The organism is Halomonas sp. NO4 (assembly GCF_010994375.1).
Classification (GTDB): Bacteria; Pseudomonadota; Gammaproteobacteria; order Pseudomonadales; family Halomonadaceae; genus Halomonas.
The window spans coordinates 118660-133355 of record NZ_WHMA01000008.1 but is presented as its reverse complement, the minus strand read 5'-3'; the positions used below and the strand labels follow the sequence as shown (position 1 = coordinate 133355).

Annotated in this window: 12 protein-coding genes; 10 read left to right on the top strand and 2 right to left on the bottom strand. The window is 67.3% G+C overall.

Translation table 11 applies throughout. From position 1 onward, the window contains the following. Positions 1–141: 141 nt before the first annotated feature. Genes FEF15_RS08640 through FEF15_RS08630 form a run of 3 tightly spaced genes read left to right on the top strand, consistent with a single transcriptional unit; the run spans position 142 to position 2979 of the window. Positions 142–1152 carry a DctP family TRAP transporter solute-binding subunit gene (locus FEF15_RS08640; RefSeq protein WP_163558751.1) on the top strand — a complete coding sequence of 337 codons (1011 nt, stop codon included), beginning with the start codon at positions 142–144 and terminating at the stop codon, positions 1150–1152. Between the two features lie 53 nt (positions 1153–1205). Further along, positions 1206–1685 (top strand): TRAP transporter small permease, encoded by a 480-nt coding sequence (locus FEF15_RS08635; protein WP_163558750.1) that lies wholly within the window; start codon positions 1206–1208, stop codon positions 1683–1685. Next, positions 1675–2979: a TRAP transporter large permease gene (locus tag FEF15_RS08630; protein WP_163558749.1), complete on the top strand. Its 1305-nt coding sequence runs from the start codon at positions 1675–1677 to the stop codon at positions 2977–2979. The genes FEF15_RS08635 and FEF15_RS08630 overlap by 11 nt, the downstream gene beginning before the upstream one ends. Here the strand turns inward: FEF15_RS08630 and FEF15_RS08625 are convergent. Continuing rightward, a complete protein-coding gene (locus tag FEF15_RS08625; protein WP_163558748.1) occupies positions 2976–3506 on the bottom strand; it encodes a macro domain-containing protein in 531 nt (176 codons plus the stop codon). The genes FEF15_RS08630 and FEF15_RS08625 overlap by 4 nt on opposite strands. A 295-nt stretch (positions 3507–3801) precedes the next feature. On the opposite strand from FEF15_RS08625, the gene FEF15_RS08620 reads away from it, so the two are divergent. The 7 genes from FEF15_RS08620 to FEF15_RS08590 all read left to right on the top strand — a co-directional run bounded on the left by FEF15_RS08620 (position 3802) and on the right by FEF15_RS08590 (position 13451). Beyond that, positions 3802–5190 (top strand): lysine 2,3-aminomutase, encoded by a 1389-nt coding sequence (locus FEF15_RS08620; protein ID WP_163558747.1) that lies wholly within the window; start codon positions 3802–3804, stop codon positions 5188–5190. Positions 5191–5414: 224 nt separating this feature from the next. Then, on the top strand, positions 5415–6395 hold the full coding sequence (locus FEF15_RS08615) for a TAXI family TRAP transporter solute-binding subunit (RefSeq protein WP_163558746.1): 981 nt from the start codon (positions 5415–5417) through the stop codon (positions 6393–6395). A 156-nt stretch (positions 6396–6551) separates the two neighbouring features. Beyond that, positions 6552–9158: a TRAP transporter permease gene (locus FEF15_RS08610; protein ID WP_163558745.1), complete on the top strand. Its 2607-nt coding sequence runs from the start codon at positions 6552–6554 to the stop codon at positions 9156–9158. A gap of 14 nt (positions 9159–9172) precedes the next feature. Beyond that, positions 9173–9601, top strand: a complete 429-nt coding sequence (locus FEF15_RS08605; protein WP_163558744.1) for a universal stress protein — start codon at positions 9173–9175, stop codon at positions 9599–9601. A 187-nt stretch (positions 9602–9788) separates the two neighbouring features. After that, positions 9789–10604: a DUF2189 domain-containing protein gene (locus FEF15_RS08600; RefSeq protein ID WP_163558743.1), complete on the top strand. Its 816-nt coding sequence runs from the start codon at positions 9789–9791 to the stop codon at positions 10602–10604. A 95-nt stretch (positions 10605–10699) separates the two neighbouring features. Then, positions 10700–11221, top strand: a complete 522-nt coding sequence (locus FEF15_RS08595; RefSeq protein ID WP_163558742.1) for a molybdopterin-dependent oxidoreductase — start codon at positions 10700–10702, stop codon at positions 11219–11221. A 28-nt stretch (positions 11222–11249) separates the two neighbouring features. Continuing rightward, positions 11250–13451, top strand: coding sequence for an ATP-binding protein (locus FEF15_RS08590; RefSeq protein ID WP_163558741.1), 2202 nt, complete (start codon positions 11250–11252; stop codon positions 13449–13451). Here FEF15_RS08590 and FEF15_RS08585 read toward each other — a convergent pair. After that, positions 13448–14683: a MerC family mercury resistance protein gene (locus tag FEF15_RS08585; RefSeq protein WP_163558740.1), complete on the bottom strand. Its 1236-nt coding sequence runs from the start codon at positions 14681–14683 to the stop codon at positions 13448–13450. The two genes, FEF15_RS08590 and FEF15_RS08585, sit on opposite strands and share 4 nt — an antisense overlap. Positions 14684–14696 lie beyond the last annotated feature (13 nt).

Here is a 14696-nt window from a genome sequence, read left to right as displayed (position 1 = left end):
CCATCCGTTATCGGGCTATCATTCAACGCCGGGCTTCGTAGAATAGGGAGAGCCGCCGCACTGCGCATGGTGGCGTTGGAGCCAGCTTCGAGAACCATAATGAGCGGTCCCGGTGACCGCCCCTGCTGCTAAGGACACGTCATGACTGCTACACGCCGATTCACCCGTCTCACCGCGGCCCTGGCCGGTGCCGCCGTGCTCACTACCGCGCTCTCCGCCCAGGCGCGCGAGCTGTCCATCTCCACCGTGCTCTCCGACGCCTTTCCCTGGGGGCAGGCCGCCGAAAAGTGGGCCGAGCTGGTGGAAGAGCGCACCGATGGCCGCCTGACGATGCGCGTCTACCCCAACTCCCAGCTGGTCAACGGCGACCAGACCCGCGAGTTCTCGGCCATGCGCTCCGGGCTGATCGACGCCGCCGTGGGCTCGACCATCAACTGGTCGCCCCAGGTGCCCGAGCTCAATCTCTTCTCGCTGCCCTTCTTCATGCCCGACGAGGCGGCGGTCGACGCCGTCACCGGCGGCGCGGCCGGCGAGATGGTCTTCGACGCCATCGAGACGCGCGGCGTGGTGCCGCTGGCCTGGGGCGAGAACGGCTTCCGTCAGCTCTCCAACTCCCAGGGCCCCATCGACGAGCCGGGCGACCTCGAGGGCCTGAAGATTCGCGTGGTGGGTTCGCCGCTGTTCCAGGACACCTTCACGGCGCTCGGCGCCGACCCCACCCAGATGAGCTGGGCCGATGCCAAGCCGGCGCTGACCACCGGCGCCGTGGATGGCCAGGAGAATCCGCTGTCGGTGTTCGACGTGGCGCGCATCGACCAGGTGGGGCAGGAGTACCTCACTCTGTGGAACTACATGAACGACCCGCTGGTGTTCGCCGTCAACCAGCAGGTGTGGAATACCCTCTCCGAGGAGGATCGCACCGTGCTGCGTGAAGCTGCCGTCGAGGCGGGGCAGTGGGAGATCGCCATGACCCGCGAGCAGGAGAGCGAGCGCCTGGCCGACATCCAGGAGCGTGGCGTTCAGGTCACCGAGCTTACCGAGGCGCAGCACCAGGCCTTCGTCGAGGCGACCGCCAGCGTTCATGACGAGTGGATTTCGCGCATCGGCGAGGAGCTCGTCGACACCGCGCGCGAGGCCATCGAGGCACGCTGAGGTATCCCCACTCCGGCCCCGCCAGGGGCCGGTTTGCTCGCTGAGAGGCCCTCATGAAACCGTCTCCCGATGCCCGCCCGGAGCGCTGGCTCGGTGCCCTGGCGCTGCTCGTCATCTCCTTGATCAGCCTGGGCAACGTCGTCACACGCTACCTCACCGGCGGCTCCTTCGCCTTCACCGAGGAAATCTCGGTGTTCCTGCTGGTGGTGCTCACCTTCGCCGGTGCCGCCGTGGCTCTGCGCCGCAACGGCCATATTCGCATCGGCCTGCTGGAGCGCGCCTTGCCCGGCGCGCCGCGCCGGGCGCTGATCGGTTTCCAGGGACTGTGCGGTGTCGCGGTGCTGGGGTTGATCACCTGGTACGGCGCCAAGCTGGCCTGGCAGGAGTACCAGTGGCAGTCGCTGTCGCCGGGTCTGGGGGTGCCCCAGTGGTGGTACCTGGTGTGGTTGCCGCTGCTCTCGGCGGTGATGCTGGTGCGCCAGGTGCAGCAGACCCGCGACCGCCTGGCGGGGAGGCTCGAGGATGAGCCCTGACCTCTGGATGCTGCTGGCCTTCGCGGGGTTGTTGATCGCTGGCGTGCCGGTGGCATTCTCGCTGGCGCTGGCCGGGGCCGTGGGCATTCTCACCGGGCTGTCACCGGCGATGCTCGCCACCCTGGGCACCAACACCTACAACAGCATCGCCAAGTATCCGCTGATCGCCATTCCGCTGTTCATCATGACCGGGCTGATCTTCGAACGCGCCGGGGTCGCTGCACGCCTGGTGCGCTTCGCCCAGGCGCTGATCGGCCCGCGCCACGGCGGCCTGGCCCTGGTTGCGGTGCTGGTGTGTCTGATCATGGGCGGCATGAGCGGCTCCGGGCCGGCGGATGCCGCGGCGGTGGCCATGGTGATGCTGCCGAGCATGACCCAGGCCGGCTACCCGCGCCCCTTCTCGGCAACGCTGATCGCCGCCTCGGCCTCCACGGCGATCCTGATTCCGCCCTCGGTGGCGTTGATTCTCTACTCCATCGTGGTGCCCGGCGTGGATCTGCGCGCGCTCTTCGCCGCCGGGCTCTTTCCCGGGATTCTTGCCGGGCTGGCGCTGCTGGTGCCGGCACTCCTCGTGTCGCGGCGCTACGGCTGGGAGGGCACCACCGTCACCGCCGAGTATCAGCGCCCGCGGGTGGGGGAGAGCTTCCGGCAGGCGCTGCCGGCGCTGTTCGCGCCGGTGCTGATCCTCGGCGGGTTGCGCAGCGGGCTCTTCACGCCCACCGAGGCCGCCGTGGTGGCGGTGGCCTACGGCGCCCTGGTGGGGCTCTTCCTGACCCGCGAGATCAGCCTGCGCGACCTCTGGGGGCTATTCGGCGAGGCGGCGGTTATCGCCGGTGTGGTGATGTTGATCATCACCCTGGCGGGCATCTTCGCCTGGGCCGGCACCATGCTGGGCACCTTCCGCGACCTGGCGGAGTGGATCATCGGCCTGACCGAGAACGGTACCCTGCTGCTGATCCTGATCATGCTGGCGGTGCTCGCCGCCGGCATGGTGTTGGATGCCATCTCCATCTACCTGATCATGATGCCGATCCTGATCCCGGTGATGCAGCACTTCGGCTGGAATCCGGTGTGGTTCGGCATCCTGCTGGCGATGAACATCGCCATCGGGCAGTTCACGCCGCCGGTGGCGGTCAACCTGATGGTCACCACCGAGGTGGCGAGAATCCGCCTGGAGCAGACCCTGGGCTGGGCGCTGCTCTTCGTGGTGGCCATGGCCGGTGCCCTGGCGCTGGTGGCGATCTTCCCCGAGATCGCGCTGTGGTTGCCTCGGGTGCTGGGTTACAACCTCTAGCCGTTGTCGAGCGAATCCAGGGTGCGCTGGAAGAGATCGCGGCTGGCAGCGTCGAAGAGCACGAAGCGTACCCGCTCGACGCCGGGACAGGCCGGCAAGGCCTGTATCACCGCAGCGAGCGCCACCCGTGCCGCTTCCGCCGCCGGGTAGCCGAAGGCGCCGGCGGAGAGTGCCGGGAAGCCGATGCTGGGTATCTCATGGGCCTCGGCCAGTTCGAGCGCGTGGCGGTAGCAGGCGGCCAGCAGCTCGTCGGCCGGTTCGTCGACTCCGTAGATCGGCCCCAGGCAGTGGATGACGTAGCGGTTGGGCAGGTCGAAGCCTTCGGTGAGTACCGCCTGGCCGGGCTTGATGGGGGCCAGGGGGCGGCAGGCTCGGTCGAGCTCGGGGCCGGCCGCGCGGTGCAGCGCCCCGGCCACACCTCCGCCGGGGCGCAGTTCGGCATTGGCCGCGTTGACCACGGCCTCGAGGTCCGGCTGCGCGGTGATGTCCCCCTGACGGCACTCGATACGCGCTTGTGGGGAAGTCATGACGGTCTCCTCTGGCTTGGCAGCTGGCCCCTTCAGTTTGGCTGCTTCGCGGGCCGGCCATCAAGGCGGCGTCGCGCGGTGCCGCGGGACAGTCGCGAAGTGCTCGAATCGTTGCGGTTTTCGTGGGTTTGCGAGACATTCGTTGCAAATAGCAGCAAAAACTTGCAACTTGGCTGGCAGGCAAGTACCAATGGTCACCCCTTAGAGACCATGGCGAATCGGCCGCCTTTCGGCGGTGCGGTCGCGGCCGTCGTGCCCGACTCTCGGCTCGCCGTGCCAGACCAGAGGAGGTGGCATGAACCAGCGTGTGAACATCGATCTCGACGACCCGCGGGCCGAGGCCTTCGAGGCCCGGCAGTTCAAGGTCTACACCCATCGCCAGCTCGACAAGATCGAAGCGATCCAGAACCTGCCTGAGGACCTGCGCTTCGACATGCGGGTCGTCAGTCAGGTGCTGCCGTTTCGCGTCAACGAGTACGTGATCGACGAGTTGATCGACTGGAACAACGTTCCCGCGGACCCGGTCTTCCAGCTCACCTTTCCCCAGCGCGGCATGCTCAGGCCCGAGCACTTCGAGGAAGTCGCCGGTTTGATGGCACGCGAGGCCTCAGCCGCCGAGATGAAGCCGGTGATCGAGCGCATTCGCAGCGAGCTCAACCCCCATCCGGCGGGGCAGATGGACCTCAACCTGCCGCTGCTCGACGGCGAGCCGCTGCCCGGCATGCAGCACAAGTACCGCGAGACGGTGCTCTTCTTCCCCAGCCAGGGCCAGGTGTGCCACAGCTACTGCACCTTCTGCTTCCGCTGGGCGCAGTTCGTGGGCGACAAGGAGCTGAAGTTCGCCTCGAGCGAAGCGGACTCGCTGCACCGCTACCTGGCCGAGCACACCGAGGTCACCGACCTGCTGATGACCGGCGGCGACCCCATGGTGATGAAGGCCAAGCACCTGCGCCAGTATCTGGAGGGGCTGATGGCGCCGGAGCTGGATCACGTCCAGGACATCCGCATCGGCACCAAGAGCCTGACCTTCTGGCCCTACCGCTTCGTCACTGACCCCGATGCCGAGGATATCCTCGAGCTGTTCCGCGAGCTGACGGCGGCAGGCAAGCACGTCGCCTTCATGGCGCACTTCAACCACTGGAAGGAGATGAACACCGCCATCTGCCGCGAGGCGATCCGGCGCATCCGCGCCACCGGGGCGGAGATTCGCACCCAGGCGCCGCTGCTCAAGCACATCAACGACGATGCCGACCAGTGGGCCAAGATGTGGACCACCCAAGTGCGTCTGGGGATGATCCCCTACTACATGTTCGTCGAGCGCGACACCGGCGCCCGCCACTACTTCGAGGTGCCGCTGGTCAAGGCCTGGGAGATCTACCGCGAGGCGATCAATACGGTGCCGGGCCTGGCGCGCACCGCCCGCGGGCCGTCGATGTCCGCCGATCCCGGCAAGGTGGAGATCCAGGGCGTCACCGAGATCCACGGCGAGAAGGTCTTCGTGCTGCGTTTCATCCAGGGGCGCGACAACGACTGGGTGCAGCGGCCGTTCTTCGCCAAGTACGACGAAAACGCCACCTGGCTCAACCACCTGGAGCCCGCCCTGGGCGAGAGCGAGTTCTTCTATGAGGCCGAGTTCGCGGCCATGAAGGCGGAGAAGCGGGAGCTGATTCTCAAGGCGTCGTGAGCCGGCGTGGCGAGCTCGCCGGTGGCGGCCTAGAATTAACGCACACTAAACGATAAGCATGGCTAGACTCAGAGTGTTGAAAAATCCCTCATCAAGCAGGCGTTTTTTTCGCTAAAGTAGGAAGGAGCGGTGGAAGCCGCCACCAGTGCACCCGCTGGACCGGTCGTCTTCCACTGTCGATTCGCGCAACGTCTGATTGCCCAACAACACGAAGAGGTGTGTTCATGAAACGCCACGCATTCACTGCGGCTGCTTTCTCCGGTGCCCTGCTGGGAGCGGCCATGTTCTCGGCTCCGGCCGTCGCCCAGGAGCGCTTCATCACCATCGGTACCGGTGGCCAGACCGGCGTCTACTACGTCGTCGGCCAGTCGGTGTGCCGCATGGTCAACCGCGGCAGCGACGACCACAACATTCGCTGCAACGCCCCCTCCACCGGTGGCTCCGTGGCCAACGTCAACGGCATGAAGAGCGGCGAACTGGACATGGGCGTCGTGCAGTCCGACGTGCAGTATCGCGCCTACCATGGTGAGGGCAACTTCGAGGACGATGGTGCCTGGGAAGAGATGCGTGCCGTCTTCACCATGCACGGCGAGCCGCTGACCGTGGTGGCGCGCGCCGATTCCGGCATCGAGCACTTCTCCGACTTCCCCGACAAGCGGGTCAATATCGGCAACCCGGGCTCAGGCCAGCGCAACACCATGAACGTGGTAATGGATGCCATGGGCTGGACGGAAGACACCTTCGCCCTGGCCTCGCAGCTAGATGCCGCCGAGCAGGCCGCGGCGCTGGCCGACAACAACGTCGACGCCATGGTCTACGTGGTGGGCCACCCCAACGGCTCCATCCAGGAGGCCACCACCACCGTCGATGCCAACATCATTCCGGTCACCGGCCCGGAGATCGACGAGCTGATCGAGGAGTACCCGTACTACACCCGGTCGGTGATCCCCGGCGGGATGTATCGCGGCAACGAGGAGGATGTCGAGACCTTCGGCGTGGCGGCGACCTTCGTGACCCATGCCGGCGTCGACGAGGAGATCGTCTACGAGGCCGTCAAGGCTGTGTTCGACAACTTCGATCGCTACAAGCGCCTGCACCCGGCCTTCGAGAACCTCAACCCCGAGGAGATGATCTCCCAGGGTCTCACTGCCCCGCTGCATGACGGCGCGGCGCGCTACTATCGCGAGCAGGGTTGGATCGAGTGATGTGACCGAAGGGTCGCCACCGATCCTCCAGGCTGGATGCGCGGACGCTCTAGGGAGTCCGCGCATCTGTTTGATGGGCGGAGCAACGTGCAGGACCGCCGATGACAAGGAAGCAGTCGCGAGCTGCTGTCCCTGACGATACGCAGGATTAAGCCGATGACGGATGACAAAGAGGTTTCTCGCGGTCACGAGACCGACCTGGAGGACATGGTCGCCTCGAGCGATAGCGGGGCACGCAAGCCTGCTGGCGTTCCGGGTCGGCTGCTGGTGGGCATTGCCGCGGTCTGGTCGCTGTTCCAGCTGTGGATCTCGTCGCCCTTGCCCTACATGGTGGGGTTCGGCGTCTTCAACGCCACCCAGGCTCGCTCCATCCACCTGGCATTCGCCATCTTCCTGGCCTTCATGGCCTATCCGGCGCTGAAGCGCTCGCCACGCGACCGTATCCCCCTCATGGATTGGGCGCTGGCCGCGGTGGGGGCCTTCTGTGCCGCCTACCTGTTCCTCTTCTACGAGCAGCTGGCCGAGCGTCCCGGCGCGCCGATCACCCAGGACGTGGTCGTCGGCGTGATCGGCATCCTGGTCCTGCTCGAGGCGACCCGCCGTGCCTTGGGGCCGCCGCTGATGATCGTCGCCTCGGTGTTCATCCTCTATTCGCTGTTCGGCCCCTACATGCCGGGCTTTCTCGCCCATCGCGGGGTGAGTCTCTATGGCCTGGTCAATCACCAGTGGCTGACCACCCAGGGGGTGTTCGGCATCGCGCTCGGCGTGTCGACCAGCTTCGTCTTCCTTTTCGTGCTCTTCGGCGCTCTGCTCGACAAGGCCGGGGCCGGCAACTACTTCATCAAGGTCGCCTTCTCGCTGCTCGGCCACTACAAGGGCGGGCCGGCCAAGGCCGCCGTGGTGGCCTCGGGCATGACCGGCCTGATTTCCGGCTCGTCCATCGCCAACACCGTCACCACGGGCACCTTCACCATTCCCATGATGAAGCGCGTCGGTTTTTCCTCGGAGAAGGCCGGTGCCGTGGAGGTGGCCTCCTCGGTGAACGGCCAGATCATGCCGCCGGTGATGGGCGCAGCGGCTTTCCTGATGGTGGAGTACGTCGGCATCTCCTACGTGGAGGTGATCAAGCACGCCTTCCTGCCGGCGTTGATCTCCTATATCGCGCTGATCTACATCGTTCATCTCGAGGCGCTCAAGGCCAACCTGGAGGGCCTCCAGTCGAGCAATCCGGTGCGTCCGCTGCTCAACAAGGTAATCGGCTTTCTGACCGGGCTGCTGTTGCTGATGGGGTTGTCGCTGGCCGTTTACTACGGTCTGGGCTGGCTCAAGCCGGTGCTCGGCAGCGCCACCCCATGGGTCGTTGCCGTGGCGCTGGCGGCGGTCTATGTGGGACTGCTCAAGGTGGGATCCCGCTACCCGGAGCTGGAGCTCGACGACCCCGCCAAGCCGGTCTTCACGCTGCCCCAGACCCGGCCCACCGTGATGGTGGGGCTGCACTACATCCTGCCGGTGATCGTGCTGGTGTGGTGTTTGATGGTGGAGCGGCTCTCGCCGGGGCTCTCCGCCTTCTGGGCCACCGTCTTCATGATCTTCATCATGGTCACCCAGCGGCCGATCACGGCCTTCTTTCGCGGCCGCAGCCAGCTCGCCGAGGACATCAAGGAGGGCTTGTTCGACCTCTGGAACGGCCTGGTGACCGGTGCGCGCAACATGATCGGCATCGGCATCGCCACCGCCACGGCGGGCATCGTGGTGGGCGCCGTCTCCCAGACCGGCGTGGGCCTGGTGCTCGCCGATCTGGTGGAGGTGCTCTCCATGGGCAACCTGATGCTGATCCTGCTGCTCACCGCCGTACTCAGCCTGATCCTCGGCATGGGGTTGCCCACCACCGCCAACTACATCGTGGTGTCGGCGCTGATGGCGCCGGTGATCGTCACCCTGGGCCAGCAGAACGGGCTCATCGTGCCGCTGATCGCCGTGCATCTCTTCGTCTTCTATTTCGGCATCATGGCCGACGTGACGCCACCGGTGGGCCTGGCGTCGTTCGCCGCGGCAGCGGTTTCCGGCGGCGATCCGCTGCGCACCGGCTTCCAGGCCTTCTACTACAGCCTGCGCACCGCGGCCCTGCCGTTCCTGTTCATCTTCAACACCGACCTGCTGCTGATCGAGGTCAGCTTCCTGCAGGGGTTGCTGATCTTCGTGGTGGCGACCATCGCCATGCTGATCTTCGCCGCCGGCACCCAGGGTTACATGCTCGCCCGCAGCCGCTGGTACGAGTCGGTCTTGCTGCTGCTGGTGGCCTTTACCCTGTTCCGTCCCGGCTTCTGGATGGACATCATCCACGATCCCTATCAGTCGGTGCCGCCCAGCGAGTTCGCCCAGGCCCTCGGCCAGGTGGACGAGGGCAGCAACCTGCGCGTGGAGATCCTCGACGAGGACGACTTCGGCGAGCAGTTCACCCGCTTCCTGCTGGTGCCGGTACCCGATGGCGACTCCGCCGAGGAGCGCATGGAGAACCTGGGGATGACGCTGCGTACCGAGGACGACTCCACCTACGTCGACAGCGTCACCTTCGGTAGCCAGGCCGAGCAGATCGGCTTTGGCTCCATGTTCTTCGATCAGGAGATCCTCACCGTCCGGGCGCCGGTGGATCGCTGGCCCAAGGAACTGATGTGGATTCCCGGTCTGCTGGTGTTCGGTCTGGTGGTGCTCCTGCAGCGACGCCGTCGTGACGCCCAGGGTTCGGCCGCCGAGGCGGCGTGAAGGAGACGATGACCATGTATCACAAGATCGTGTTGCCGGTGGACCTCAACGAAGAGAACTCCTGGAACAAGGCGCTGCCCACGGCGGTGACCCTGTGTCGCACCTTCGGTGCCTCGCTGCACGTGGTCACGGTGATGCCGGATTTCCGCATGCCGCTGGTGGGGGCCTACTTCCCCAACGGCTTCGCCGAGAAGGCTCACGAGGCGCTCTCCGAGGCGCAGCACAAGTTCATCCAGGAGCACGTGCCGGAGGACATCCAGGTGCAGAGCGTGATCGTCGACGGCTCGCCCTGGGAGTCGATCATCAAGGCGGCCAAGAAGGTGGAGGCCGACCTGATTGTCATGGCCTCCCACAACAAGCGCAAGTTCGCCGACTACGTGCTCGGCCCCAATGCCGAGCACGTGGTGCACCACTCCAAGATCTCGGTGATGATCGTGCGCTGAATCGGCCTCTCTGTCGGGCGCCGACTGGCGCCCCACCTCTGACTGACGCCTGCACCCCCACCGTTGGTGCAGGCGTCGTCGTGTACACGCTGCGATTCAGCAGGCTTGTCCTTGGTCAACTACAGTAAGAAGGCGTGACCAGGACAAGATGCAACACCAGAACAAGAGGCAACAACGGGGTAAGCCAATGAACGCAACGACACGCTCCTCTCGGCAGTCTGCGGTACCCACGGTACGGATCACCATCAATCCGATCGGTATGGATCGGCCCCGCGCCTGGCTGTCGGCCGGCTTCGAGGACTTCCGCCAGGCCACGGCGGTGAGCCTCGCCTACGGCATGTTCTGGGTGGGGCTGAGCATCGCGGTCACCGTCGGCGCCATCATGCTGGACCTGTGGCACTGGCTGCTGCCCATGGTGGCCGGCTTCATGTTCATCGGCCCGCTGGTGGCGGTGGGCTCCTACGGGATCAGTCGCGCCCTGGAGGCCAACCGCGCGCCACACTTGGGCGACGCCTTCAGCGCTTGGCGGTCTCATGCCGGCCAGCTGGCCATGATGGGCGTGATGATGATGATCTTCTTCCTGGCCTGGATTCGCTTCGCGACCCTGCTGTTCGCGCTCTTCTTCGGCTTCGAGGCCCCCGACCCGGCGACCCTCTACGCCTCGCTGCTCACCACCCCCCAGGGACTGGGCATGATCGCTGTGGGCACCGCTGTGGGCGCCGTGCTGGCCTTTGGCGCCTTCTCCATCAGCGTGGTGGCCATTCCCACCCTGATGGATCAGGAGCTCACCTTCATGGAGGGCATCGAGGCCAGCGTGCGCGCCGTGGCCCGCAACTTCCGCCCCATGCTGCTGTGGGCGGCGATTCTCACCGGCTGCGTGCTGGTGGGCGTGCTCACCTTCTACATCGGCCTGGCGCTGATCCTGCCGGTGCTGGGGCATGCCAGCTGGCACGCCTACGAGGAGCTGGTGCGCTGCGAGCCGATCGACAAGGCGTCGGCCTGAGCCCCTGCGGCGACCCTAATCAGGCTTCGGCTGACCTTTCGCGCGCGATCGCGTAACCTTGGCGGCAGACTCCGTTCACCACCGGAACTGCCGCCATGTTTCGTGACCCTCTCCAGCGTTTCCTGTCGACCCTGGGTGTGACTCTGCTGTGTGTCCTGTCCCTCACCGCCTTGGCCGACGCCCTGCCGCCACCCGAAGGGGAGGTCCTGCTGCGCGTGGAGGGCGACATCGCCCACCCCAACGTCGGTGACGAGCTGCACCTCGACCGCACCCAACTGATGGCCCTGCCGACCCGCGTCATCGAGACTCGCATTCCCTGGACGCAGGGCGTGTTTCGCTTCGAGGGTCCGCTGCTGCGCGCCGTGCTCGCCGAGGCCGGGGCCGAGGCGCAGCACGTGCGGGTCCGCGCGCTCAACGACTACGAGGCGGAAATCCCGGTGTCAGACCTCCACGACTACGACGTGATCCTCGCCCTGGAGCGCGACGGCGAACCCATCGCCGTGCGCGACTTCGGTCCCATGCTGGTGCTCTATCCCTTCGATGACCATCCGGAGCTGCTCACCGAGAGCATCCGCTTCCGTTCCGTGTGGCACGTGGCGCGCATCCATGTGCCCTGAGTCGCGTTGACGGCGAGGCGAACGGAGCATGTTGCGTCATCCGCTGCGACTCAAGGTGGGCGCCATCGCGGCCCTGCTCTTCTTCACCGCCGCGCTGGTGGTGGTGGGGCTGGTGGCGTGGCGCCAGGAGGGGCTGCACCAGAGCGTCGGCGGCGATACCGCCTGGCACGCTTACAAGCTCGACCGCGACATCATCCAACTGCGCAGTGACCTGGCCGTGGCCGCGGAGCGGGTGCGCACGCTCGACGCGCTCAGGCTGCGCTTCGAGCTGATCTACTCTCGCCTCAACCTGCTGCAGCGCGGGGACATCACCGAGCTGCTGAGCCAGGTGCCTGCCGCCGGGCGCGTGCTGCCTCGCCTGGTCGACAGGCTGGACAACCTCGATAGCCTGCTGGGGGAACTCGTGCAGCTCGGGCAGGAGGAGCGCTGGGTGCTGGACACCCGTCTGGAGCGGGTAGGAGCCCAGACCGAGCAGCTCGTCATCGCCCTCAACGGCTATCTGGCCGAGCGGGCAACCCGCGACCGGGAGGTGCTGCAGGGCCTCTATGCCCTGCTGCTGGCGCTGATCCTGGCCATGTGCCTGTCCGGCCTGCTGGTGGTCGTCTTCCTGATTCGCGAGGCGCGCGACAACGCCGAAGCGCGGCACTCCCTGGAGTCGCTGAGCCGCGAACTCCAGGCCACGGCCCAGCGGGCCGAATCGGCGAGTCGTGCCAAGTCGGAGTTCCTCGCCACGGTGAGCCACGAGATCCGCACGCCGCTCAACGGCGTCATCGGCATGAGCGAGCTGCTGCTGGAGCAGCCGCTGGATGCCCGCTCCGACGACTATGCCCGCACCCTGCACTCCAGCGGCCAGCGCCTGCTGGAGCTGATCAACGACATCCTCGACTTCTCCAAGATCGAGTCGGGACGGCTCGAGCTGGAGCGCCGGCCGGTGGACCTGGCGGCACTGGTCGAGGAGGCGTGCCAGCTCTTCGCGCCGCGTGCCGCGGCCAAGGGACTTCGTCTGGTCACCCGTCTGTCGCCGTCGCTGCCGGCGGCCACCATGGGCGATCCGGCCCGGCTGCGCCAGGTGCTGCTCAACCTGCTGGCCAATGCCATCAAGTTCACCGAGCAGGGGGAGGTGAGCGTCGAGGCGGGCCTGAGCGAAAGCGGACGGCTGAGTCTGACGGTGAGCGATACCGGCCCCGGCATCGCGGCCAGCCAGCGAGAGCGCCTCTTCGAGCCCTTCCGCCAGGGGGATGCCTCCATTGCGCGGCGTTACGGTGGCACCGGCCTGGGGCTGGCGATCTGTCGTCGGCTGGTGGCCGCCATGGAGGGCGAGATCGGTGTCGACAGCCGCCCCGGGGCGGGCAGCCGATTCTGGATCGAGCTGCCGCTGGAGGCCGCCCCCTCGCCGGCACGGCGCGAGGCGAGTGCTGCGGCGCTTCCCCGCTTTTCCGGTCGGGTCCTGGTGGTGGAGGACAATCTCGTCAACCGGCAGGTCGCCAAGGCCTTGCTCGAGCGGCTCGGCTGCCATGTCACCCTGGCGGCGAGCGGCCAGGAAGCGCTGGCTTTCGCTGAGGAAGCGCCGTTCGCGGCGATCTTCATGGACGTGCAGATGCCCGGCCTGGATGGCCTGGCCACCACCCGGCGCCTGCGCGCCACCGGGGACTGGCGCGCCGCGGTCGCCGTCGTGGCGATGACTGCCGGCGGTCCCGGTGCCGATCCGGCCAGTTGCAGCGCCGCGGGGATGAGCGAGTATCTCGGCAAGCCGCTCGACCGTGGGGCCCTGGAAGCCTGCCTGGCGCGGGTGCTGCCGAGCGCGGTGCCACCGGGCAGTGCCAATAGTGCTGCCGAACCCGCAGGGGAAGAGCCCGCCACGGCCGAGCCGGTGCTCGACGCCGCCGCGCTGGAGGCGCTGGCCGACGCCCTGGGCGAGACGCCGTTGGCCACGCTGATCGCCACCCACGGTTACGAACTGCGGCGCTATGGTGCCACGCTGCGCGAAGCCGCTGTGGTCGGCGACATGACGGCGCTGGGCGACGCGGCCCACCGCCTCAAGGGCGAGTCAGTGAGTCTCGGCCTGCGTCAACTCTCGGCCAACGCGCGATGCCTGGAAGCGAGCGCGCGGGCGGGGCGGGTGACCGAGGCCCGGCAGCGGTTGGGTGAGCTCGAGGCGGCGCTGCCGGCGGCGCTGGCGGCCCTCGAAGGTTGGCTCGCCGCGCGCCAGGCGCGCTCGACCTCGAACTAGCTGGGATCTGCGGGGGCTTCCAGCCCCAACAGCCGTGCTTCCTGGCGGCGGCGCTGGTGAAGGTCCCACAGCGCGGCCGCGGCCAGCAGCACGAAGCCGGCCAGCTCCACCAGGGCGTGGTAGTCGATGAAGAGCGCGTAAAGCACCATGGCTGCGCCCGACGCGGCCAGCAGGGGCGGGCCGATGGCGCGATGACGGCGGAAGCCGGCCACCAGCACGCCCAGCGTGAGCAACACGAAACCGGCGATGGTGGTGGCCCAGGTGCCCTCGTTCACGGCGAGACTAACGCCGAGCAGCGGCAGCAGGGCGGCCAGCGCCAGGGTGCCGTAGCAGCTCGCCAGCGCCAGTCCCAGGGCTGCCACCCCGAGCAGGCCGCGGCGGGTCAGCCGGCGCCAGGCGCGGCGCGGGTCGAGGCGCTGGCACCAGCGGCTGAGCGGGGAGGGCGCCTGGGCGGCGCGGCGCATGCCGAGCTCGAGGGTATGGGCGCCGAAGCTTGCCGCGATCTCGCGGGTCTGCTCGCTGGGGCTCAGGGCGAAGTAGTCGTGGCTGCCCACTACCTGGATATCCTCGAAACCCGCCTCGGCGAACAGCGCCAGCAGGTCCTCTTTCACGGTGGCTCCCACCACGCACTCCACCCACAGTCGCGGGTCCTCGTGACAGTCCACGCTGACCGGGCGGTGGATCACCACGTCGGCCAGTTGTACCCGGCCGCCGGGCCTCAGTACACGGAACATCTCGGCGATGGCACGGCGCTTGTCCGGTATCAGGTTGAGCGCACCGTTGCTGGTGATGCTGTCGACGCTGGCATCGGAGAGCGGCAGCCGCTCCGCGGAGGCCTGGATCACGTCGAGATTGGCAAAGCCCTGCTTGGCGGCGGTGCCCTTGAGCTTGCGGGTCATGGCGGCGGTGAGGTCGAGGGCGATGACACGCCCTTCGGCGCCAACGAGGTGACAGGCGATCAGCGAGTCGACGCCGGCGCCGGCGCCGATGTCGAGCACCGTCTCGCCGCGGCGGATGGCCCCGGCGCGAAAGGGGTAGCCGACCCCGGCGAAGGCGTCGAGCAGCGCCGGTGGCACGCTGTCGGTCTGCGACGCGGGGTAGCCCAGCCAGTGGCTGGTGTCGCCACCGACGGGAAAGTGGAAGGGCGAGTCCGGCCGCTCGGCCACGGCGGTGTACATGGCCTGCACCGCGGCGACGATCTGCTCGCGGGAGTAGCCGAGAATGGCTACCATGAGGCGCTCCTCA